This is a genomic window from Nocardia sp. NPDC004415 (assembly GCF_053602435.1).
The window spans coordinates 38901-65038 of sequence record NZ_JBSGDP010000003.1; the positions used below are offsets into that span (position 1 = coordinate 38901).

The 26138-nt window shown below is 71.9% G+C and carries 3 protein-coding genes; 1 reads left to right on the forward strand and 2 read right to left on the reverse strand.

Features of this window, described 5'->3' with window-relative positions; translation table 11 throughout:
* Positions 1-600, forward strand: coding sequence for a TetR/AcrR family transcriptional regulator (locus tag ACWEMY_RS02330; protein ID WP_452388535.1), 600 nt, complete (start codon positions 1-3; stop codon positions 598-600).
* On the opposite strand, the gene ACWEMY_RS02335 is transcribed toward ACWEMY_RS02330, so the two are convergent.
* Both ACWEMY_RS02335 and ACWEMY_RS02340 read right to left on the reverse strand, forming a co-directional pair.
* Complete coding sequence (locus ACWEMY_RS02335) at positions 597-1370, reverse strand: FkbM family methyltransferase (protein ID WP_452388536.1); 774 nt, start codon at positions 1368-1370, stop codon at positions 597-599. The genes ACWEMY_RS02330 and ACWEMY_RS02335 overlap by 4 nt on opposite strands.
* Positions 1367-25741, reverse strand: coding sequence for a non-ribosomal peptide synthase/polyketide synthase (locus ACWEMY_RS02340; RefSeq protein WP_452388537.1), 24375 nt, complete (start codon positions 25739-25741; stop codon positions 1367-1369). Before ACWEMY_RS02340 ends, ACWEMY_RS02335 begins: the two co-directional genes overlap by 4 nt.
* Positions 25742-26138: the final 397 nt, after the last annotated feature.

Consider the following 26138-nt stretch of genomic DNA (forward strand, 5'->3'; position numbering starts at 1 on the left):
TTGGAAACGAAACGTCGGCCGGGTGGCCGTAGCGCCCGGGTCAGGGAGGCCGTGCTCGACGCGACCGCCGAGGAACTCGCCGAACACGGTTACGCCGGGCTGACGGTGGAGGCCGTCGCCCGGCGCGCCGGGGTGCACAAGACCACGGTGTACCGCCGTTGGCGTGGGCCCGAAGGGCTGGTGGCCGACGCGCTCGACCGGGCAGGCGAGCAACCCTGGTCGATCCCCGACACCGGCAGCCTGACCGGGGATCTGCGCGCGCTCACCGAGTTGCTGCGCACCGGGTTCACCGATCCCGAATCCGGCAGTGTGGCCGGTGCTTTCGTCGCGGCGGGCATGCAGCATCCGGAGGCGGCGGCCGCGCTGCGCTCCTTCTACGCGGCCCGGCACCGGGAGGCGGCGGTCCTCGTCGAGCGGGCCGTCGCCCGGGGCGAGATCGCGCCGGTCCCCGATCCGGTCGAGATCGTCCGCTTCGCCCTGGCCCCGGTGTTCCATCGGCTGTTCGTCACCCACGAACCGGTCACCGCGGCGGACGCGCGCCGGGCCGCGGACGCCGCCGCGGCGGTGGCGGCGTCCGCGAGCGAGTGGTCCGGGGACTAGGCGCGCACGGCGTAGACCTCGTGCAGTTCGGTGCCCGCCAGGGACGGGTCCTGGCGGGTTCGCGGGCTGAGCCCGTGCGCGTCGAGGACCTTGCAGAACTCGCCGAGGCGCCCGTGGTAGTCGTGGACCTCGGCCACGACCGCTCTGATCCGGGACCAGTCCGCTTCGGTGATGCCGAGCAGCACATCGAATTCGGCGCGCTCGACATCGATCTTGAGCACGCCGATCTCGGCGGTGGTGTCGTGGGCGGCCAGGATCGCCGACACCGTGGTGACCTCGACATCGATCTGTTCGCCGTCGTGCAGGCCGCGGGTGATCAGCGAGATCGCGTCGTCGGGCAGGCCGCTGTTGCGCAGGAAGATCGCGGTCGCCTCGTCGTCGGCGGCGCGATCGGCGTACAGGCTCGAGTTCGCCGTGGCCCGGGGGTACCAGGTGAACGGCAGCACGCCGGGCGCGGCGCCGACCGCGACCTCGAGGGCGACGCCGTCGGGCACGTGGGCGGCCATGTTGCGGCGCAGGCAGTCGTAGGTCGCGGGGGCGGGCTCGGCCGCGATCACCCGAATCGCGGAATCGGTGTCGGCGAACATCATCGCGCTCAGCCCGATATTGGCGCCGATGTCGACGACGAGGTCACCGGGCCGCAGGGTGGCCGCGGCCTGCCGGTAGAAGCCGTCGGCCACCATCTCGTTCCAGAGCATGCGGGCTTCGGCCGGGCTGGTGCAGCTCACGGTGCGGCCGTCGTCGAGGCGGAGGTTCTGCGCAGTGGTCATGAGGACATGAATCCTTCGAGGAGGGGGCCGATGACGGCCAGTGCGGACGGGTGCGTCAACTCGAGGTGCCGTGCGTCGACGACGGTGTTGTGCAGGGTTCCGGTGATGTGCGGTTGCCACGTACCGGCGATGGCCGCCGGGTCGGGGCGATCCTTGCCCGCGGTGAAGAACACCAGGTCACCGTCGAAGACACGGGGACGGTAGGTTTCGGCGAGGGTGCCCGCCGTGTCGAAACTGCGCATCACGCGGTCGACCTGTTCGGCGGTGAACAGGCCGGTCCCGGTGATCTGTTCGCGCACGACCTGCCAGGCCTGCTCCGGTGTGCTCGCGGTGACCGCGTCGCCGAGATCGAACAGTTCACGCCAGCCACCGAGCAGATCGGCCATCAGCTCACCGGGTGCGGAGACGGCGTTCGGTGCGCTGATGGGTGGGGTGCCCGCGGCGCTGTCCATCATGGCCAGCAGCGCCACGTGCGCGCCCTGTTCCTGCAACCGCACCGCCACCGCGTGCGCGATCGCACCACCCAGCGACCAGCCGAGCAGGTGATAGGGCCCGTCGGGCTGGGCGCGGCGGATCTCCTCGGCGTAGCGCCGCGCCAGTTCCTCGATCGAGGTGGCGACGGGTTCGGCCGCGACGACGTGCGGGTCCTGCAATCCGTACACCGGCCGGTCGTCACGCAACTGCCCGGCCAGCCCGCCGTAGAACCAGGCCAGCCCGCCCGCCGGATGGATCGTGAACAGCGGCGCGGCCGACCCGGCGGGACGCAGCGGCAGCAGGACCTGCATGCCCGAGGAACCGTCGGCCTCGTCGGCGCGGCGGGCCAGCGCGCGGGGTGTGGCGTCGTCGAACATCCACGGCAGTTCGACGGCGACGCCGCGGGCGCACAGTTCCGTCACCGCCATCGTGGCCAGCAGCGAGTTGCCGCCCAGGTCGAAGAATCCGTCGGTGGCGCCGACCCGCGGCACCGCCAGGACCTCCGCGAAGACCGCGGCGACGACCGCCTCGGAATGGGTCCGCGGTGTCTCCGGCTCGACGGTGTCGTCGTCGAAGACGGGTGCGGGCAGGGCTTTTCGATCGAGTTTGCCGTTGACGGTCACCGGCAGCGCGGGCAGCACCACGACGGCGGCGGGAACCATGTAGCCGGTGAGCACCTCGGTCACGGACTGCCGGATCTGCGCCGGATCCACGGTCCGGCCCGCCACGGGGACCACATAGCCGATCAGCTGGTCGACCTCCCTGGCGTGGCGGTGTACCGCGGCCGCCGCCTGCGCCACGTCGGGATGACGCAGCAGCGCCGACTCCACCTCACCCAATTCGATACGGAATCCCCGCAATTGGATCTGGGCGTCGGCCCGGCCCAGGTACTCGAGCTCGAGCCCGCCGGGCCCGCGACGCCACCGGCCGAGGTCGCCCGCGCGGTACATCCTGGTGCCCGGCGCACCGAACGGGGCGGCCACGAACCGGCCCGCCGTCAGCGCGGCGGCGCCACGATAGCCGCGGGTCAGCTGCTCACCGCCGATGTACAGCTCGCCGGCGACACCGACCGGGACGGGCCGCAGCCGCTCGTCGAGGACGTGGACCGTCATCCCCGGCAGCGCGGTCCCGATCCCACCGGCCCGCTCGCCCTCGACCTCGGCGAAGCCGACATGGACGGTCGTCTCGGTGATGCCGTACATGTTCACCAGCCGGGGCGATCCGCTCGGATGCGCGCCGAACCACCCGCTGAGCCGGTTCACATCGAGCGCCTCACCACCGAAGACGACGTAGCGCAATGCCAGGTCGCCGCCGCCCGCTTCCCGGTACCGCTGCTCGGCCTCGGCGAATCCGTAGAAGGCCGAGGGTGTCTGGCTCAGCACGGTGACCCGCTCGCGCGCCACCACCTCCACGAAAGCGTCCGGTGTCCTGGAGGTCTCGTAGTCGACGACCACCACCCGGCCGCCGGACAGCAGCGCGCCCCACATCTCCCAGACCGCGAAGTCGAAGGCGTAGGAGTGGAACAGCGTCCACACGTCGTCGGGGCCGACAGCGAACTTCTCGTTCGCATTGGTGAGCAGGGTGACCACGTCACGGTGGGTGACGGCGACCCCCTTCGGGCGCCCGGTCGAGCCCGAGGTGTAGATCATGTAGGCCAGGTTCTCCGGCCGGGGCACGCGGGGCGCAGGTGTGTCCGCGACGGGGGCCGCCGCGTCGAGATGGACGACGGGACCGTCGAACTCCGGGAACCCGGCAGGCACGCCGGACCAGGTCAGCAGGGCGACCGGATCGGCGTCGTCGAGGACGAACCGCAGCCGCTCCGCCGGATAGGCCACGTCCAGCGGGAGATAACCCGCACCCGACATCACCACACCGAGCAGGCCGACCACCAGATCCGCGGTGCGCGGCAGCGCCACGGCCACCAGTGTTTCCGGTCCTGCCCCGCCGGCGACGAGCCGGGCGGCCACGGCGCGGGCGCGCTCGTCGAGTTCCCGATAGGTCAGGCTCGTCGCGCCGTCGGTCACCGCGACGGCGTCGGGCGCGAGTGCGGCCCGGTGCGCGAACAGTTCGCCGATGGTCGCCGCGGGGACCTGCGCGCCGGGTTCGCCTGCGGCATCGAGCAATTCGCGCCGCTGTCGTGGTTCCAGGAACTCGATGTCGCCCACCACGGTCCCTGGATCGGCGGTGACCGCCTCCAGGATCCGGACGTACCAGCGCGCGAAGCGCTCCATCGACTCCTCGGTGAACAGGTCGGTGGCGTAGGTCAGCCGGCCCACGATGCCCAGTGGCCTGCCGTCGGGGTCGTAGCGTTCGACCAGCTTCACATTCAGATCCGACTGGGCCTGTTCGAAATAGTTCTCGACCGGCTCCACCACGATCCCGGGCAGGGCGAGTACGGCCTCGTCGAGGTTCTGGTAGTCGATGGTCACCTGGTAGAGCGGCAGGTGCGCGGTGGATCTCGGCGGGTTGATCGCCTCCACGATCTGCTCGAACGGGACATCCGCGTGGGCCATGGCGGCCAGATCCGCCGCCCGCACGGTCGCCAGCAGCGTGTCGAACGGGTCGGCCTGCCGTACCGCCGTGCGCAGGACGACGGTGTTGACGAACATGCCGATCAGGTCGTCGAGTTCGCGTTCGCCGCGTCCGGACATCGGCGTGCCGACGGCGACGTCACCGGTACCGGCCAGTCGCGACAGCAGCACGGTCAGGGCCGCGTGGGCGACCATGAACGGTGTGGCGCCCGCCGCGCGGGCCACCTCGCCGATCCGTTCCTGCAGGGGCGCGCCGATCGCGAAATCGAAGGCCTGCCCGCGCATCGAGGCCACCGCCGGACGCGGCCGGTCGGTGGGCAGTTCGAGCAGTTCCGGCAGCCCGGCCAGTGTCTCGCGCCAGTAGGTCAGCTGGCGCGACAGCAGCGAGTCGGGGTCGCTGTCCTCGCCGAGTACTTCGTGCTGCCACAGCGCGTAGTCGGGGTACTGGACCGGCAGCGCGGGCCAGGCGGGCTCGGTCGCGGTGGTGGCGGCGTGATAGGCGGCGGCGACGTCGCGGGCCAGCGGGATCATCGACAGGCCGTCCGCGCAGATGTGGTGCACCGCGATGACCAGCACGTGATCGTCGGGGCCCACTTCGAACAACTCGGCACGCACCGGCGGCGCCTCGGTCACCCGGAAGCTGGCCGACACCACGGTGCCGACCGCCTTGGGCAGCACCGATTCCTCGATCACGACCGGCCGCAGCGCGGGCACCACCTCGTCGGCGTCGACGACGACCTGACGCGGAATGCCGTCGACCACAGGGAAGGTGGTGCGCAGCGACTCGTGCCTGCCGATGACCAGCGCGCAGGCGGCGCGCAGGGCCGACAGGTCGAGCTCGCCGGTCAGCCGGATCACCAGCGGTACGTTGTAGGCACCGACCGAGGCGTCGAACTGGTTGAGGAACCACATCCGCAGCTGCGCGGGCGACAGCGGGACCGGTTCGTCACCGGCACGCCGGGTCAGCGCCGGACGTCCGACCAGGTCACGGCCGGACAGATGCGCGGCGAGGTCGGCCAGCACCGGGAATTCGAACAGGTCACGGACCGAGACCCGCACGCCCAGTGCGGAACCGAGCCGCGCGGTCATCCGGGTCGCGGTCAGGGAGTTCCCGCCCAGGTCGAAGAAGTCGGCCCGCATTCCGGCCCGGTCCAGGCCGAGGACCTCGGCGCAGACCTCGGCGACCACCTGTTCGGTCTCGGTGGTGGGCGCGAGATAGCCGGCGCCCGGGGTGAAGACCGGCATGGGCAGCGCCGCGCGATCGAGTTTGCCGGTCGTGGTCAGCGGAAGTCGTTGCAGCACCACGCATCGCTCGGGCACCATCGGGGCGGGCAGCCTGCCCCTGGCCCAGGCCCGGACCTGCTCGGGGTCGACGGCGCCACCGGTCAGGTAGGCGACCAGGCGCTCGATTCCCTGGCCGTCGGCACGCACCAGCGCGACCGCGTGGGTGACCTCCGGGTGGTCCGCGAGGATCGTTTCGATCTCACCGAGTTCGATGCGCTGGCCGCGGATCTTGACCTGATGGTCGGCGCGGCCGACGTATTCGATGCGATACTCGGCGGTCCAGCGGACCCGGTCGCCGGTACGATACATCCGCTCCCCCGGCTCGTACGGGTTCGCGACGAAGCTCGCCGCGGTGGCGCCCGCACGCCCGGCGTAACCGCGGGCCAACTGGACCCCGCCGACATACAGTTCGCCGGTCACACCGACCGGCACCGGACGCAACCGGGCGTCCAGCACCACCGCCGTGGTGCCGCGGATCGGGCCGCCCAGGGTGACGGTCTCCCCCGCGCGCAGCGGATCGCTGATGGCGACCATGATCGTCGTCTCGGTGGGCCCGTAGCCGTTGAACAGTTCCCGGCCGGGCGCCCACACGGCGGCGAGTTCGGCCGGTACCGCTTCGCCGCCCGCGACGAGCACCCGCAGGCAGTCCAGGCCCCCGGGCGACATGGTGGCCAGCACGGTCGGGGTCAGGAAGGCGTGGGTGACGGCGTGTTCGCGAATCACCGCGGCGAGCTCTTCGCCGGCGAAGACGTCGGGCGGTGACACCACCAGTGCCGCGCCGTGTGGGTGCGCCATCAGCACCTCGAGCATGACCGCGTCGAAACCCGGTGCGGCGCACTGCAATACCCGGCTGTCCGGGGAGACGTGATAGCGCTCCCGCTGTTCGGCGGCGAAATTCGCGAGCCCGGACCCGGTCACGGCGACACCCTTCGGTGTGCCGGTGGTGCCGGAGGTGTAGATGACATAGGCCGTGTCGGCGGCCCGCACCGCCACGGCGTGGTCGCCCACCGGCACCTCGGCGGCGGGTTCGTCGACGACGAGGCGGCTCCAGTCCCCTTCGGGCACACCGTCGCTCGTGGCCGTCACGGTGACCACCACCCGCGCCGCGCAGTCGGTCAGCATCAGGGACAGGCGTTCGGCCGGGTTGCGGGGGTCGAGCAGCGCGCAGGCCGCGCCGAGCTCGGCCACCGCCCAGATCGTGGTGATCAGGGCGACCGAGCGCGGCACGACCACACCGACGGTGTGCCCGCGCCGGACGCCGTGCGCGGTCAGCCGGGCGGCCAGCCGGTGTGCCTCGGCGTCGAGTTCGGCGTAGGTGAGCTGTTCGGCGCCGCACACCACCGCCACCGCGCCGGGGTCGTGGGTCAGTCCGCGCCGGAGCAGGTCGGTCAGCGGCTCGGGCCGCACGCCGGTGGCGCCCCTGGCGGGCACCAGCGCCGTGCGTTGCGCCGTGGTCAGCAGGTCGACCTCGCCGACCGGGGTGTCCGGATCGGTCGCGAGCGCGCGCAGGACCCGGTGTATCCGGTCGGCGAAACCGGCGGCGGTGTCCGCGTCGACCCGGGATCGCTGGTAGCGCACGCGGATGTGCAGGGTGTCGGTGTGGTGGGCCTGCACGGTGATCGGATAGTGCGCGGCATCGGTGCCCTCGACAGCGATGACCCGCACCCCGTCGATATCGGCGTCGCCGAGCCCGCTGCTGTCGACCGGGTAGGACTCGAACGCCACCAGGGTGTCGAACAGTCCGCCCCCGCCGACGGCGGCCGTGATGTCGGACAGGGCGATGTGGTGGTGGTCGAGCAGCCGGGTCTTGTCCGCCTGCAACCGTTCCAGGGCCTGGACGAAGGTGCGGTCCGGGCGCACGTGCACGGGGACGGGCACGGTGTTGACGAACAGGCCGATCATCGATTCGACACCGGGCAGGGCGGCCGGGCGTCCGGAGACGGTCTCACCGAACACGACGCGGTCGCGGCCGAGCTGGTTGGCCAGCACTGTCGCCCAGGCGAATTGGACGATGGTCGCCAGGGTGACCCCGTGGGCCCTGGCGAAGCCGGTCAGCGCGCGGTCGGTGTCGGTGTCGAGGTCGAGATTCAGGTCCACCGGGATGTCGACGGTCGCCTCGCCGCCGGTCCCGGCGATCAGCGCGGGTTCGGTGAACCCGCTCAGCGCGTCGCGCCACACCGCCACGCCCGCCGCGGTGTCCTGCCGCGCGAGCCAGTGCAGGTACTCGCCGTAGGACGGCGCGCCGGGCAGCAGCGCCGTCTGGGCGCCGACCGCGTACAGCCCGACCAGATCGCGCAGCAGCAGCGGGAGCGACCAGCCGTCGAGCAGCAGGTGGTGTGCGGTGAGGATCAGCCGGAACTCGGTGGGCGACACCGTGACCAGCACGAACCGCACCAGCGGCGGGTCGGCGGGGTCGAACGCCGCGGCCCGCTCGGCCGCGAGGATCTCCGGCAGCGCCGCGGCGGAGGCGTCGACGGCACGCCAGTGCGGTACTGCCTCGGCCGGGATCACCTGTACCGCGGTCCCGTTCGCCGTGCGGGTGAACGCGGCCCGCAGATTCGGATGCCGCTGGAGCAGGGCGTGGGCGGAGCGCCGCAGCCGGGTCTCGTCGAGCGCGCCGGTGAGCGTCATGGTGGATTGGGCGGTGTACACGTCCAGCGCGCCCGCGGCCAGCTCGGCGTGGAACAGCAGCCCGCTCTGCAACGGGGCCTGCGACCAGACCGCGTCGAGCGGCCCGTACCGGGCGGTGAGGTCGTCCAGGTCGTCCTGGGTGAGTGCCACCAGGGCGACATCGGACGGGGTGAGCCCCCACGCGCTGTCCCGTGCGGCGGTATCGGCGATATCGCTGAGCGCGCCGAGCCATTCCCCGAGCAGATCCTCGACCTCGTCACGGTCGAGAAGTCTTGTCGCGTAGCCGATCCGCGCCGAGAGCACCGGGCCGTCCGGGGTGTCGGCGATAGTCGTGTCGATCGTCAGCGGGGCGGCGGCGGGCATGTCGGGGTCGAAGGCCGCGTGCCGGTCGAAGTCTTCAGGCGCGGGAATCCAGGCGACGCCGGACAGGGCCGCGAGATCGACGCCTGCCCGGCCGAGGTTGTTGAAACTGATCTGCGGTTCGGGCAGGGCCGCCAGCACGTCGGCCGTCTCGGCATGCAGGTGGCGCAGCATGCCGTAGCCGATGCCCTTGTCGGGGATGGCGCGTAATCGCTGTTTGACGGCCTTCACGGCCGCGCGCGGATCGGTGTCGTCCACGGCGAGATCGACCGGGTACGCGCTGGTGAACCAGCCGACCGTGCGCGACAGATCGGCACCGGGAGCGAGCTGTTCCTCCCGGCCGTGGCTCTCCAGCAGAATGCGTGCCCCCGCGTGCTCGATACCGCGGCGGCGACGCCAACGGCCCAGTGCGAGTGCGAGTCCGGCGAGCAGCGCGTCGTCGGTGGTGGCGCGGGCGGCGCGGGGGACGGCGCCGAGCAGCGCGGCGGTCAGGGGGACGGGGAGGGTGAGTGTCGTCTGCGCGACCGTCGCGTGCACGTCCACGGCCGGGTCGAAGATCGCCCGCCCCAGCAGCGGTTCGGGCCGCGCGCCCATCTCCTGCCAGAGGCCGAGTTCCCCGGCCCGCTCGCCCGCCGACGTTGTCAGGGCCTCGGCCCACCGTCGCATCGAGGTTCCCACCTCCGGCAGCTCGACCGGGCGGCCCTCGGTGATCTGCTGCCAGGCGGTGACGAAGTCCGGGATCAGGATTCGCCACGACACCCCGTCGACGGCGAGATGGTGGATGACGACCAGTGCCCGTCCGGGGGCTCGGACTCCGGACCCGGGCAGCAGGCACACCACCTGCACCAGGACCCCTGCGGCGGGGTTCAACCGCGCCGAGGCCGCGGCCAGGGCCGCCTCGACCTCCGTTGCGAATCCCGCGCTGCCCGGCACACTGTCTGCCTCGAGAGTCCGCACCGACACCACGTCGTCCGCGTCGATCGCGCCCTGCGGCAGGACTTCCAGGTGGTCGGTGGTCAGCCGGGCGCGCAACATGTCGTGCCGGTCCAGCACGGCCCGCACGGTCGCCACCACGTCGTCGCGGCGTGCGTCACCGGGCAGTTCGACCAGCAGCGACTGCGCGAACCGCGCGCCCCCCGGCCTGCCGAGGAACCACGACACGATCGGTGTGAGCGCCACCGGACCGACACCGCCACCGGCGAGTTCGGCCAGCGTCGCGCGTCCGGCGGTCTCGGCGACGGTCGCGAGGCCGCGGACCGTCCGGTGCTCGAAGATGTCCCTGGCGGTGACGACCACCCCGGCGGACTTCAGCCGGGCGGCGAGCTGGATCGACATGATCGAGTCGCCGCCGAGCGCGAAGAACGATTCCTCGGTGCCGACCGTCGCGAGCCCGAGGACCTCGGCGAAGATCGCCGCGACGGTCGCCTCCAGGTCGGTGGCGGGAGCCGTCGCCGTACCCGACGGCTCGGCGACCGGCTCGGGCAGGGCGCGCCGGTCGATCTTGCCGGTCGCCGACATCGGCATCTCGTCGAGCACGGTGATGGTGGCGGGCACCATGTGCTCCGGCAGCGCCGCGGCGATCCGGTCGCGGATCGTGGGCACGTCGAGCGTCGTGCCGTCCGCGGCCACCACATAGGCGGCCAGCGTCGGCTGCCCGGCGGCGCCGCGCCTGCTCACCGTGACCGCGGCGGCGACATCGGGGCAGGCGATCAGCGCGGCGTCGATCTCGCCGAGTTCGACGCGCTGTCCGCGGATCTTGACCTGGAAGTCGGCGCGGCCGAGGTATTCCAGGGTGTGCTCGCCCGTCCAGCGCACCAGGTCACCGGTGCGGTACATGCGGGTACCGGCCGTGCCGAACGGGTCGGCGACGAAGGCCGTCGCCGTGACGCCCGCCCGGTTCAGGTAGCCCCGGGCCAGTGAGGTCCCGGCCAGATACAGTTCGCCCGCCACACCGATCGGGACCGGCCGCAGCCGCCGGTCCAGCACCACCGCCCGCACGCCCCGCATGGGTGACCCGATGGTGATCGGGTCGCCGGGCGCCAGCTCCGGGCTGACGCACACCGCCACCGTCGTCTCGGTCGGGCCGTACACGTTGTGGAAGCGGCGGCCCGGCGCCCAGGTGGCGATCAGTTCGGCGGGCACCGCCTCACCGCCCACCGTCAGCATGCACAGCGAATCCAGGCCCGCCGGTGACATGGTGGCCAGCACGCTCGGTGTCAGGAAGGCGTGCGAGACACGTTGGGCGCGGATCAGTTCGGCCAGTTCCGGCCCACCGAACACGTCGGCGGGCGAGATCACCAGGGTGGCGTGCGCGGTGTAGGCCATCAGCGATTCCATGAGCACCGCGTCGAACGCGGGCGAGGCGACCTGCAGCACCCGTGACGTGCGGTCCATCCGGTAGTGCTCGTCCTGCTCGGCCGCCAGCCCGGCCAGGCCCTCGTGCGTGACGACCACGCCCTTCGGCAGGCCGGTGGAGCCAGAGGTGTAGATCAGATACGCCGCGTCGGCGAGCCGGACCGGCCGGGCGGGCACCGTGATGCCGTCGCGGAGCGCGGCCGCCGAACGGGCGATCACCTCGGGATCGTCGACGCACACCCAGTCCACCGAGGCGGGCAGCGCGGTGCCGCCCTCGAGTGCCGAACGCAGCGTCAGGCCGAGCCGGGCGCCGGAGTCCTCGGCCATGTGGGCCAGGCGGTCGGCCGGATAGCGCAGATCCATCGGGACGAAGGCGGCACCGGTCTTGGCGACCGCCCACAGCGCCACGTGGTAGTCCACCGAGCGCGGAAGTGCCAGCGCGACAAAGGTTCCGGTGCGCGCTCCGGCGGCGGTCAGACAGGCCGCGAGGCGGTCGGAACGGGCGTCGAGTTCACCGTAGCTGACGGTCTCCGTCGACCCGGCCAGCGCCGTCGCGGCCGGGTCGACGGCGGCGATCGCGAGCAGCGCGGGCAGTGTCCGCGCCGCGACGGCGGCAGGCTGCCCGGCGGGAAGCAGCTGCGCGGACTCCTCCTCGCTCAGCAGATCGATGGCCCCGATCCCGGCCTCCGGTCGCGCGGTGATCGCCGCGAGTACCCGCACCAGGCGCCCGGCGAATCGTGTCGCGGTCGACTCGGTGAAAAGATCTGTCGCGTAGACGATCTCGCCGCTCATCCCGGCACCGGCGCCCAGTTCGTTCATCAGCACCGTCAGATCGGTCTTGGCCTGCGCCACGCCGGGGTCGAGCACCTCGACGCTGATGTCGTCGAGTTCGAACGCGGTGGTCTCGGCATTGCGGAAGCCGAGCATCACCTGGTACAGCGGCGAATACGCGGTGGATCGGGACCGGTCGAGCAGCTCGGCCAGCCGGTCGAAGGGCACGTCCGCGTTGGCGAGCGCGTCGAGATCGATATCGCGCAGCATGCCGAGGAACTCGCCCGCGGACAGGTCCTCGTCGATCCGCGTGCGCAGCACGACGGTGTTGACGAACATGCCGACCAGATCGTCTAGTTCGGGCCTGCCGCGCCCGCCGACCGGGGTGCCGATCGACACATCGGTGCTGTGCGCGGTGCGACCGAGCAGGATCGCGAGCGCGGCGTGCACGACCATGAACACGGTGACACCCTCGCGCAGCGCGAGCTCGGCGATCGCCTCGTGCAGACCGGGTTCGACGGTGAACGTCACCCGGCCACCGGTCATGGACGAGACCGCGGGGCGCGGCCGGTCGGTCGGCAGTTCGAGCAGTTCCGGCGCGTCGGCCAGGACCTCTCGCCAGTAGGCGATCTGGCGGGCCGCGGTGGAGGCCGGATCGTCCTCGGCACCGAGTGTCTCCTGCTGCCACCGCGCGTAGTCGGCGTAGTCGACCGGCAGCGCGGGCCAGTCGGGCTCGCCACCGAAACGGCGGGAGCGGTAGGCGGCGAAGACATCCCGGGCCAGCGGTGCCATCGACGCGCCGTCCGCGGCGATGTGGTGTACCACCACCACGAGCACGTGCTCGTCACGGCCGGTGCGATACAGACCGGCGCGTACCGGCGCGGTCCGGGCGACGTCGAAGCCCGACTCCACCGCGGCGCGCAGTTCCTCGGCCAGCCGGGCCGGGTCGGTGATCTCGACCGGTTCCAGCTCGGGCAGGCCCACCGCGGTGTCGCGCACGAGCTGATGCGGGGTGCCCCGCACATCGGGGTAGATCGTGCGCAGCGGTTCGTGGCGGGTCACCACGTCGGCCATCGCCGCGCGCAGTGCCCGCACGTCGAGCGGGCCGGTCAGCCGGGCCGCGAAGCAGATGTTGTAGGCGCCCGAGCCGGGATCGAGCTGGTTGAGGATCCAGATCCGCCGCTGCGCGGCAGCCAGGGGCACCTCGTCGCGATCACCGTGGCGGACGAGCGGGACACCGGAGTAGCGGTCCCGCAACGCGATACGTTCGGCCAGATCGGCGATGCTCGGGGCCTCGAAGATGTCGCGCACCCGCACGCGCACCCGCAGGGCCGCCTCCGCGCGGGCCGCGACCTGGGCGGCCGACAGCGAGTTGATGCCGATGTCGAACAGGTCGGCCGCGACGCTCACGTGGTCGGTGCCGACGATCTCGGCGACGATAGTGGCCAGCACCACCTCCCGGTCGGTGCGGGCGACGTATTCCGCGATCATCTTCGCCCGCAGCGCGGCCCGGTCGGTCCGGCCGTCCGGGGACTCCTCGGTGTCGTCGAGCGCCGGGCGCGCGAGCGCGGCCCGGTCCAGCTTGCCGCTCGGGGTCAGTGGCAGGGTGTCGACGACACGCACCATGGCGGGTACCAGGTACGCGGGGAGCAGCCGGGTCAGCTGCTTGCGGACCGCGCCGCCGTCGAGCGTCAGGCCCGGGGCGGGGGTGACGAAGGCGGTGATGCGGTCCGGGGTGACGACCGCGACCGCCCGCGCCACCGCGTCGATCGAGCGCAGCGCCGCCTCGATGTCACCGGGCTCCACCCGCTGGCCGTGGAACTTCACCTGGAAATCGCTGCGGCCGTGGTATTCCAGCGCGCCGTCACGCGTGCGCCGGACCAGGTCGCCGGTGCGGTAGAGCCGCCCGCCCGGTGCGCCGAACGGGTCGGCGACGAACCGCGAACCGGTCAGATCGGGACGGCCGTGGTAGCCGCGGGCGAGTTGCGGACCGGATACGTACAGTTCACCGACGACGCCGACCGGCACCGGCCGCAGCCGCGGGTTCAGCACGTGGACCCGCATCCCCGTCACCGGGTAGCCGATCGGGACCGCCCCGCGCACCGGCGAATCCGCCGTGCACCGGTAGGCCGTCACCACTTCGGCTTCGGCGGGGCCGTACCAGTTGACCACCTCGGCGGTGTCGAACACCCGCAGGGCGCGTTCCGCGGTCCGCCGGGCCAGCGCCTCACCGGCCGGGAACAGATACCGCACCGACGACAACCGCGCCGCGCCCGGGTGTTCGAGCAGCACGTCGAGCATCGACGGCACGAAGTGCACCGCGGTCACCTGCTCGGCCGCGATCACCCCGGCCAGGTAGGCCGGGTCGCGATGACCGCCCGGCTCGGCGACGACGATCTGCGCCCCGGTCTGCAACGGCCAGAACAACTCCCACACGGCGATGTCGAAGGTGATCGGTGTCTTGTGCAGCACCACATCGGTCTCGTCGTGCGGGAACTCGCGCTGCGCCCAGCTCAGCTGGTGGACGGTCGCCGCGTGGGTCAGCGCGACGCCCTTGGGCGCGCCGGTGGATCCGGAGGTGAACAGCACGTAGGCGGTGTCGGCCGGACGCAGCGGCGCACGGCGTTCGGCGTCGGTGACCGGCCCGGCGGGCAGCGCGCTCAGATCCAGGTCGTCGAGGCGCACCTGGGCGATGTCGGTGGGCAGGCCGCGATCGTCGTGCGCGGTGGTGACGACCAGGAGCGGATCGGCCACGCGCAGTACGTGGACCAGGCGCGCGGTGGGGTGGTCCGGGTCCAGCGGCACGAACGCGGCACCGGCCTTCACCACGGCGTAGACGGCCGTGATCATCTCGATCGAGCGGTGCACGGCGACGGCGACCGGGGTCTCCGGGCCCGCCCCGAGCGCGATGAGGTGGCGGGCCAGCCGGTTGACCCGCGCGTCGAACTCGCGATAGGTCAGCGCGGGACCGCCGGGGACCCGCACGGCGATCGCTTCGGGCGTGCGGACGACCTGCTCGTCGAAGGCGTCCACCAGGGTGCGTGGCGCCGTCACCGCCGCGGTGTCGCAGGCGTCGGGCCGGATCGCGTCCGCGGGCTCGTCGGCGAGGTCGATGTCACCGACCGCGATGGTCGAGTCGGTGGTGACGGCGGCGAGCACCCGGACGAATCGGTCGGCCAGGCGGCGAGCGGAGTCCTCGTCGAACAGATCGGTGGCATAGGTCAGGCGCAGGGCCATGCCGGTGATCTCGTTGCGCGGCCCGCGGTCCTCGGTGACCATCAGCAGCAGATCGCAGATCGCCGCCTCGGTGCCGACGTCGACGGGCTCGATGTCGAGCCCGGGTAGCTCGAGCCGCGCCTGTGCCATGTTCTGGTAGGCGAGCATCACCTGGAACAGCGGCGAATGTGCCGTGGAGCGTGCGGGATTGAGCACCTCGACCAGCTGCTCGAACGGGACGGCGGCGTGCTCGAAGGCTTCGACGTCGGTGCGCCGGGCGAGGTCGAGCAGATCGAGGAAACGCTGTTCGGGGCGGACCCGGGTGCGCAGCACGAGGGTGTTGACGAACATGCCGACGAGACGGTCCAGCGCCCGGTCGCCGCGTCCGGCGTACGGGACGCCGAGGGTGATGTCGTCGTCACCGGAGAGCTGGGCGAGCAGCACGGCCAGGGCGGTGTGCACCACCATGAACGGGGTGACGCCGCTGCCGCGGGCCAGCGACGCGACGGCGGTGGCGATCCCGGCGGGCACAGTGGCCTCGACGGTGGCGCCGCGGTGTGACTGCTCGAGCGGACGTGGCCGGTCGGTGGGCAGGGCGAGCACGTCCGGGATGCCGGCGAGCTGGGTCCGCCAGTAGGTGAGGTCGAGGGCGGCGGCCGAGTCGGGTGCGGCCAGCGCCGCGCGTTGCCACAGCGCGTAGTCGGCGAACTGCAGCGGCAGCGGCGCCCACTCCGGCGCGGTGCCCGCGCAGCGTGCGCGATAGGCCTCGACGATGTCGGCGGCCAACGGCGCGACGGAGTAGCCGTCGCAGTTGATGTGGTGCACCGCCAGCGCCAGCACGTGTGCGGACGGGGACAGCCGCAATACCGCGACCCGCACCGGCGCGCCCACGGCGACGTCGAACCCGAGGCCGAAGAACTGCCGCAGCCGCGGCTCCAGGTCGATCTCTTCGACCGGGTGCACCGTCAGGTCGCAGCCCGCGACCACCTCGTCCGCGCCGAGCACCACCTGGGCGGGTGTGCCGTCGTCGGCGGGATAGGTGGTCCGCAGGATCTCGTGCCGGTCGATCACATCGTGGACGGCGGCGGCCAGGCCGACGGTGTCGAGTGTGCCGTCGATCCGGATCGCCAGTGGGACCACATAACTGGCGGATTCGGGGTCGAGCTGATTGAGCAGCCACATCCGGCTCTGCGCCGGGGAGAGCGGAACGCGGTCGGGCCGTGGACCCGCCACCGGGCCGGTGACCGCCCCGCTCGCGCGCTGCCGTTCGATCCATCGCGCCAGTTCGGCGACCGTCGGCGCCTCGAAGACCGCGCGCACGGGGATCGTCGCGCCGAGTACCTCACCGATGCGGCTGAGCGCCCGCGTCGCCAGCAGCGAGTTGCCGCCCAGGGTGAAGAAGTTGTCGTCGGCGCCGATCCAGGGTGCCCGCACGAGCTCGCCGAAGACGGTCGCGATCGTCTCCTCGGCGAGACCGCTGGGCGCCCGGTAGCGCGTGGCGGCACCGCGTGGGTCCGGGGTGGGCAGCGCCCGGTAGTCGATCTTGCCGTTGGTGGTGAGTGGGACGGCCGGGATCCGGATCACCTGCGCGGGAACCATGTACGCGGGCAGGCGATCCAGCAGGGCGGCGCGCAGGGCGCCGGTGTCGAGGGGCTCGGCGCTCACCGCGTAGGCCACCAGTACCTGTTCACCCGCCACGGTGTGGACCCGGGCGACGGCGGCACCGATCCCTTCCTGGGCGAGCAGGGCGGCTTCGATATCGCCCAGTTCCACGCGCAGTCCGCGGATCTTGACCTGGGTGTCGCGACGGCCGACGTAGCGCAACGCGCCGGATCGATCCCAGCGCACGAGGTCGCCGGTGCGGTACAGCCGCTCGCCGGGAACCGCGGCGTACGGGTCGGCGACGAAGGCCGCCGCGGTCAGGTCCGGGCGCGCGTGATAGCCGCGCGCGAGCTGGACACCGCCGAGGTAGAGCTCGCCGGTGACACCGTCGGGCACCGGCCGCAGCCGCGAATCGAGCACCCGGACAACCACATTCGCCTCGGGTACGCCGATCGGGACGACGGCGCTGTCGAGCTCGCCGATCGCGTGGGCGGTGACGCTGACGGCGGCTTCGGTCGGCCCGTAGAGATTGTCGATCCGGGCGGTGGCGACGGCACGCAACCGGTCCACGGTGACCGCGTCGAAGGCTTCGCCGATGCACAGCACCTGGCGGACCGTGGCTAGCTCGGCGCCGGTCGCGTGGTCGAGGAACGCCGCCAGCAGCGAGGGCACGAAGTCGACGACGGTGACGCCGTGGCGGGCGATGAGCCGCGCGACGGCCGCCGGGTCGGTGTGGTCCTCGGGCCCGGCGACCACCAGCGCGGCGCCGCAGGTGGGTGCGGCGAACAGTTCCCACACCGACAGGTCGAAGGTGACCGGGGTGCGCAGCAGCAGGATGTCGTCGGTGCCGATGGCGTACCGGTCACGCAGCCAGCGCAGCTGGTTCGCGACCGCCGCGTGGGTGAGCGCGACGCCCTTCGGCACACCGGTGGAGCCGGAGGTGAAGATGACGTAGGCGAGGTCGGCCGGGTGCAGTGGCCGGTGCCGGTCGACATCGGTGATCGGCGCGGTCGAGCCGGTGGTCCCGGTCAGCTCCGCGAGGCGCCAGACCGGTGCGCCGGCGGGGATGTCGAGATCGTCGCGGACCACCACCGCTTCGGGCACCGCCGCGGTGAGCACCGCCCGCACGCGGTCGACCGGGTGATCCGGGTCGAGCGGCAGGTAGGCCGCACCGGCGGCGTGGATGGCGTAGAGCGTCCGGAGCAGGTCGACTGACCGCGGCATCGCCACGGCGACCAGGCTGCCCGGCCCGACCCCGCGCCCGATGAGCACTCGTGCGAGCGCGTTCACCTCGTCGGCGAATGCATGGTAGGTGAGCACTTCGCCCGATTCGGCGTCGATGACGGCGGGCAGTTCCGGCGTCGCCGCGACCTGGTGCGCGAACAGCTCGGCGATGGTCGAATCACCTTGGGGCAGTGTGGTTCCGGTGTCGCGAGCGGCCAGCGCGGCGAGTTCGTCGGGCCCCAGCAGCGACAGGTCGCCCACGGGCAGGCCGGGGTCGGCGACGATCCCGCGCAGGACGCGCACGAACAGCGCGAAGATCGATGCCACCGTCGGCTCGTCGAACAGGTCTGTCGCGTAACCGAATTCGACGCCGATGTCACCGGGCCTGCCGTCGGCGTCGAGGGTGTCGACGAGATTGAGGTGCAGGTCGTACTTGGCCACTCCGGGATCGACCAGTTCGGCCGCCACCGTCAGCTCGGCCAGGCTCAGGGTCGGGATGTCGATGTTCTGGAACGAGAAGCCGACCTGGGTCAGGGGGGCGTGGGCGGTGCTGCGGGGCGGATTGAGTTCTTCCACCAGCCGTTCGAACGGGATCGCGGCATTGTCGAAGGCGCCGAGATCGCATTCCCTGGCCCGGTCGACGATCTCGCCGAACGGCGCCGCCGGGTCGACGTGCACGCGCAGCACCAGGGTGTTGACGAACATCCCGATCAGCGGGTCCAGTGCCGGTTCACCGCGTCCGGCGACCGGCGTACCGACCGCGATGTCCCCGGTGCCGGAGAGCCGGGCCAGCAGGACCGCGAACGCGGCGTGCATCACCATGAACACCGTCGCGTCGTGGCCACGGGCGAGCGCGGCCAGATCACGATGCAGGTCGGCGGGCACGACCGCTCGCAGCGCGGCGCCGCAGAAGGACTGCTGGGCGGGTCGCGGCCGGTCGGTCGGCAGGTCGAGGACCTCGGGCAGGTCGGCCAGCGCCGCGCGCCAGTACCGGATCTGTTCGGCGGTCGGGCTCGCCGGATCGTCCGGCTCGCCGAGCAGGTCGCGTTGCCACAGGGTGTAGTCGGCGTACTGCACCGGCAGCGCCGCCCAGCCGGGTTCCTCGCCCTCGACGCGAGCCCCGTACGCGCGGGCGATATCGGCGGCCAGCGGGCCGAGCGAGGAGCCGTCCATGGCGATGTGATGCACCGAGAGCACGAGCGTGTAGTCCTCGGATCCCGTGCGCCACAGGCTGATCCGGACCGGCACCGCCGTGCTCACATCGAATCCGGCCGCGGTCTCCTCGGCGATCCGGTCCGCGAGCTCGTCGGCGGCGACGTCGATCGGAGCGAGTTCGGCCGCGCGGGCATCGGCGGGCAGGATCTCCTGCCACGGCCCGCTGTCGCTGTCCGGGTACCGGGTGCGCAAGGTCTCGTGCCGGGCCACGACGTCGGCCAGCGCGGCGCGCAGGGCATCGAGATCCAGCGGCCCGGAGATCCGCACGACGACGGGCACGTTGTACACCGCGGAGGCGGTGTCGAAGCGGTTGAGGAACCACATGCGGGTCTGCGCCGGTGAGAGGGGAATCCGGTCGGGACGCCGCTGCGGACCCAGCGGCGTGCGCGTCACCCCCGGCGTTCCGGAATCCAGTTCGCGGGCGAGCGCGTCGACCGTCGGCGCCTCGAACAAGGCGCGCACCGGGATGTCGACGCCGAGTACGCCCGACAGCCGCGCCGCGACCTTGGTCGCGGTCAGCGAATTCCCGCCGAGATCGAAGAAGTTGTCCAGCGCGCTGATCCGCGGCGCGCCGAGTACCTCGCGATACACCCCGGCGACGACGCGTTCGGTGGCGGTGCGCGGCGCGATGTCGGCGACAGGTCCCGGGAACACCGGTTCGGGCAGTACGGCGCGATCGAGCTTCCCGCTCGCGGTCAGCGGGAACCGGTCCAGCACCATGCAGACATCCGGCACCATGTGCGCGGGCAGCCGGTCACGCGCGGCGGCACGCACCTGCTCGGCGTCGACGCCCGCACCGACCAGATAGCCGACGAGCCGGTCGGCCCCGGTCTCCCCGTGGACGACGACGACCGCGTGGGTCACCGCCGGGTCCTGGGCGAGGACCGCTTCGATCTCGCCCAATTCGGTGCGCTGGCCGCGGATCTTCACCTGATGATCGGCGCGACCCAGGTACTGCAGTGTCAGCTCCGGTGTCCACCGCACCAGGTCGCCGGTGCGGTACATCCGGGTGCCCGTACCGGACGGATCGGCGACGAAACTCGCCGCGGTCTGCGCGGGGCGGCCGAGATACCCGCGCGCCAATTGCACACCGCCGATATAGAGTTCACCGGCCGTCCCGACCGGCACCGGCCGCATTCTGGCATCGAGAACCTGCGCGGAGATCCCGCGAATCGGGCCGCCGATGGTGATCGGACCGTCGGCGGGTACCGGGTCGCTGATGGCGACCATGATCGTCGTCTCGGTCGGGCCGTAGCCGTTGTGCAGCCGACGGCCGGGCGCCCAGGCCGCGCCGAGTTCGGGGGTGAGCGCCTCACCGCCCGCGACCAGGACGCGCAGGCAGTCCAGCCCGACCGGTGACATCGAGGCCATGACCGTGGGGGTCAGGAAGGCGTGCGTCACCTCCTGCGCCCGGATCAGTTCCGCCAGATCGGCGCCCGCGTACACATCCGCCGGCGACACCACCAGCGCGCCGCCGCCGGGATGCGCCAGCAGGACCTCGAGCATCACGGCGTCGAAACCCGGTCCGGCGGCCTGCAGGACCCGCACCGTGGGGTCGACGTCATACCGGTCCTGTTGTTCGGCGGCGAAATTCGCCAAGCCCTGGTGGGTCACCTCGACGCCCTTGGGCACCCCTGTGGTGCCCGAGGTGTAGATCACGTAGGCCACGTCGCCGGGGTGCACGGGCCTGCCCCGGTCGCTGTCGGTCACCGGCGTGTGCGGGTAGCCCTCGGTGATGCTGCGCGACACCGGATCGGCGACCACCAGCAGCGACCACGGTCCCTCGGGTGCCCGGCCCTCGACCTCGGCGCTGGTCAGCACGACCCGCGGCCCGCTGTCGGCGAGCATGGCCGAGATCCGGTCGCGCGGATTGCGCGGATCGATCAGCACCAGGGCGGCACCGGTCTTCGCGACCGCCCACAGCGCCACGACGAAGTCCACCGACCGCGGCAGGACCATGGCCACCACTTCGCCCGGCCGCGCGCCCTCGTCGAGCAGACGCCGCGCGAATCGGTTGGACAGCTCGTCCAGTTCGGTGAAGTCCAGGTGTGTTTCGCCCGCCACCACCGCGGGACCGTGCGGCGAGATCGTCACCCCGCGCCCCAGCAGCTCGGCCAGTGCCACCCCGGGCACCGCCGCGGCGCCGCGGACCGGGGCCAACGCCGCCCGTTCCGCGTCGGTCAGCAGATCCACGTCACCGACCGGTGTCGACGGCTCGGCCACCACGGCGTCGAGCACCCGCACCAGGCGGGCCGCCAGGCCCTCGACGGTGGCCGCGTCGAACAGATCGGTGGCGTAGTCGATCCGCAGGGCGATGTCGCCGGTGCCTTCGGCATTGGCGGCGACGGTGACGACGAGGTCGACCTTGGCCGGTTCCGCGCCGGGATCGAGCACGTCGACGGTGAGGTCGGGCAGGGTCAGCCGGGCCAGTTCGGTGTTGTCGAAGGCCAGATACACCTGGCAGACCGGAGCGTAGGCGGTCGAACGCTGGGGGTCGAGCGCCTCCACCACCCGGTCGAACGGCACGTCGGCGTGGCTGAACGCGTCGAGGTCGACATCCTTGACCCGTTCGAGGAAGACGGTGAACGATTCCTCGCCCCGGATCGGCGTGCGCAGGGCCACCGTATTGACGAACATGCCGACCAGGGGCGCCAGTTCCGCGTCACCGCGGCCTGCCAGTGGCGCGCCGATGACGATGTCGGTGCTGCCCGAGACGCGCGAGAGCAGGACCGCGAGCGCCGCGTGCACGACCATGAAGGGGGTGACATCGGCGGCGCGCGCGAGCCGTTCGACGCCGGCGTAGGTCGACGCGGCGAGCTCGGTGGCGACGACCCCGCCGTGCAGCGACCGACGCGCGGGCCGCGGACGGTCCGCCGGGATCTCGAGCACGTCGGGGGCCCCGGCCAAATGGGTTGTCCAGTAGGTCAATTGCTCGCTGAGCAGTGATTCCGGATCGGTGTCGTCACCGAGCAGGCGCCGGTGCCAGTCCGCGTAATCGGCGTACTGCACGGCCGGTGGCTGCCGGTCGGACGCGTGCCCCTGGGTCCGCGCGGCGTACGCGGCGGCGACATCGGCGGCCAGTGGCGCCAGCGAAGCACCGTCACAACTGATGTGGTGCAGCACCAGGACCAGCACGTGGATGTCCGGGTCGCCGGTGGCGAGCACAGCCACCCGCAGCGGCGGCCGGGCGGTGACATCGAATCCCTCGGAGGTCAGGGTGCGCACCCGCTCGTCGAGCAGGCCCGGCTCGACTTCTTCCGGCTCGCAACCGAAGTCGGGCAGTACATCCGCGAGCGGGAGGATCTCCTGGACGCCCGCACCGTCGACCGCGGGATAGCGCGTACGCAGGGATTCGTGCCGTTCGAGCACGTCGGCCAGCGCCGCGCGCAGCGCCGCGGGATCGAGGCGCCCGGTCATGCGCAGCACGAGCGGGATGTTGTAGGCGGACGACGCCGGGTCGGCCCGGTTGATCAGCCACATCCGCTGCTGGGCCGGTGCCAGCGGCATGGTCGCCGCACGCGGCACCGGCGTCAGGGCGGGGCGAGCACGGCGGCGCGCCCGCCCGACACGCTCGGCGAGCCCGGCCACGGTCGGGTCGGCGAACAGATCACGCACCGACAGTGCGCACCCGGTCGCCTCGGCGACGCGCACCACGGCGCCGGTCGCGGTGAGCGAATTGCCGCCCGCGTCGAAGAAGCTGTCGAACGCCCCGACCCGTTCCACACCCAGCACCTCGGCGAAGGCCCGCGCGACACACTCCTCGACGTCGGTCCGCGGCGCGACGTACCCCGCCGAGGTCACCTCGTCCGGCGCGGGCAGCGCCCGCAGATCCAGTTTGCCGTTGACCGTCAACGGCAGCTCGCCCACCACCGACACCACGCCGGGCACCATGTACTCCGGCAGTCGTGTAGCCGCCTGCGCGACAACAGCATCCACGTCGACGGTGGCGCCGTCGACCGGCACGACATAGCCGACGAGCCGGGCCGCGTCGGTGCCGGCGCGGTGCACGATGACCGCCGCGGCGGCGACCGACGGGTCGCCGAGCAGCGCGGCGCGCACCTCGTCGAGCTCGATGCGGAAGCCGCGCAGCTGCACCTGCTGGTCGGCGCGGCCCCGGTATTCGAGGTCACCGTCGCCGGTGCGACGGCCGACATCACCGCTGCGGTACATCCGCTCCCCCGGCGCCCCCCAGGGATCGGCGACGAACCGGCCCGCCGACAGGGCGGGCTGCCCCAGATAGCCTCGGGCGACCTGGGCTCCGGCGACATAGATCTCCCCCCACGCCCCGACCGGCGCCGGCCGCAACCGCCGGTCCAGCACATAGGTCCGCAGGCCGGGCAGCGCCGCACCGATCACACTGGGCGCACCCGGCACCGCGCACGCGGGGTCCAGCGCGGTGTGGGTCACGAACACCGTGGTCTCGGTGATGCCGTAGCTGTTGACGAGCACCGGGGTGAGCGGGTTGTCCGCGTACCAGGGCGCCAGTGCCGCGGGATCGAGCCCCTCGCCCGAGAGCACCACCGTCCGGATCGACGGCACACCGTCGGGCACGCCCGCCGCCCGATACCGGCGGTCCGCTGCGGCGAACTGGTAGAACGCCGACGGGGTCTGACTGAAGACGGTCACCGCTTCCCGCGCCACCAGCCGGACGAGCTCGTCGGGGACGCGCGCGGTCGGCCCGTCGACGACCACGACCCGGCCGCCGCTGGTCAGCGGCCCGAAGACCTCCCAGATCGAATAGTCGAAGGCCACCGAATGCAGCCACGTCCACACATCCCCGGCGCGGATGTCCAGGGCGGCAGCGGAATTCGCGAGGTAGGTCACCGCCGACCGGTGGCTGACGACCACCCCTTTCGGCCTGCCGGTGGAGCCGGAGGTGAAGATGACATAGGCGGTGTCGTCGGGACGCAGGGGCGCGGTGCGCTCGGCGTCGGTGATCGGCGCGGTGGCGTCACCGGGGTCCTCGCCCGGTTCCAGCACGAGGGTCCGGTCCGGGCGCTCGGGCAGCAGCGACGCGGTCTGCGCGTCGACCAGCAGCACCGCCGGATCCGCCTGCCCGACAACGTAGTCCAGCCGTTCCCGGGGATGGGTGAGATCCAGCGGGAGGAAACCCGCGCCGGACTTGACGACGGCCAGCAATGCCACGACCAGCTCGGCACCGCGCGGCAGCGCGACCGCCACCAGCGCGCCGGGCCCGGCACCGCGCGCGATCAGCCGCCGGGCCAGCCCGGTGGATCGCCGGTCGAGTTCCTGGTAGGTCAGCGTCTCCGGGCCCGCCGTGACCGCACCGGCCGACGGTGTCGAGGCCGCCTGCCGCGCCAGCGCGTCCGCCAGCGTTCCGGTCGGCGCGAGGCCCTCGGGGGCGTCGACCGGCTGGGCCGCGGCGCCCACCGGCAGATCCAGGACCGGCGCGTCCGCGTCCGCGCGCACGAACTGCTCGAGGAAGTCGACGAAAGTGTCGGCGTGCGTGTCGATCTCGCGCGCGCTGTAGAGATTGTCGTTGCCGTGCAGTTCGATCAGCAGCGGCGCCTGCGGTCCGGTGCGGTAGAGGTTGAGCTGCAGGTCCTCGAGCGCGCCGGAGGTGAGCGCGTGGTAGTGGCCGACCGCGTCACCCAGGCGGATCTCGGAGTCGAAGAACAGGATGTTCACGACCGGTCCGTAGGTCGTGGCGGAATTGTCGATCGAGGGCGATTCCCGGCGCAGGTCCTCGAAGCGGTAGCGCTGATGACGCAGCGCCGAGACCAGCTCGCCGGTGGCCGCGGCGACCAGCCCGGCGACGGTGGTGGTGTCCTCGACGGCGAAGCGGATCGGCACCATGTTGGCGAGCATGGCCGCGGCATTGCGCAGCCGCATCGTCACCCGTGCGCTCATCGGCACCGAGAGCACCACGTCCTGCGCGCCGGTCATCCGGGTGAAGTAGGCCGCGAAGGCGGCGACCACCACCTGGGCGGCCGAGGCGTCGAGGGCGGCGGCCCGGTGGTCGAGCAGGTCACACAGGTGCGGTGGGAGCTGCCGGGCGCCGACCCGGTCGATCGTCCCCGGCCGTGCGGCGCGCCCGGAGAGCCCGGCGGGCGCGGGCAGCCCGGCGACCTTGTCCAACCAGTACCGGCGATCGGCGTCGAACCGCGATCCCGCCCGGTAGGTCTGTTCCTCCTCCGCGATGTCGCGCAGCGCGGCCGCGACGAGCCGGGTGGCGGCCCGGCCCTCCCGCAGCGCGTTGTAGTGCTCGGCGACCCGGCTGAGCACATTGAAGGCGCCGTAGCCGTCGATCACCAGGTGGTGGGCGCGCGCGTACCAGAGGTGCCGGCCCTCGGCGAGGCGGATCAGCCGGGTGACGGCCAGCTGGTGCTGGGTGACGTCGACGCGGCGGGTGTAGTCGCGGCGCATCCAGTCCAGCGCGGCGGCCATCGGATCGGGGTGAGCGCCGACATCGAGCACCAGCTCGTTGAAGGTGATGTCGCGGTCGACCAGCTGATAGGGGACGCCGTCCACTTCCACCAGCCGCACCATGAGCGACTCGGTCTCCTCGGCCGCCAGGTGCACCGCGCGGTTGAACAGGGCGATGTCGATCGGTCCCACGATCTCGACATACTGCGCGATATTCGTGGCCGGCCCACTGTACGCGCTGTCAGCGAACCACATGCCGTACTGAGCGGACGAAAGCGGAATCAGATCCTGATTTCCGGCGCGACTATCGACAGACTCCATGATTACCCGACCCCTCGCATGGCTACCGACTTATTATTCGACCTCGTTGCCGCATATCCACCTGTATCACACCGTCGGTGGACGCGGATTAGCTACAGCCGATAGGCCATTCTGTTCCCCTTGCCGTATTTCCGAGCCCGCGGGGCTGTACCCAGCAGGTTCTCTGCCGAAACCTTCCCCCCGACACTAGCCTGCCAGCAAACATCGGGCATACGAATACATGGGAACACGCTAGTAACAATTACGTGCGAGGGGGTCACCGAAATAGACATTTCGCCTGATACCGGATCGCCACTCGTCAATTCACCTCGCCGTAAATATCTGAGAATTGTTTTCCGCGACGCACGTACTGGACATTCACTCATTGCCGTACAAAAAGGCGACGAGTTTGTTAATG

What these genes read in the sequence shown, in the direction of transcription:
- ACWEMY_RS02335 (WP_452388536.1), bottom strand. Translation starts at nt 1,370, where the DNA reads ATGACCACTGCGCAGAACCTCCGCCTCGACGACGGCCGCACCGTGAGC.
- ACWEMY_RS02340 (WP_452388537.1), bottom strand. Translation starts at nt 25,741, where the DNA reads ATGGAGTCTGTCGATAGTCGCGCCGGAAATCAGGATCTGATTCCGCTT.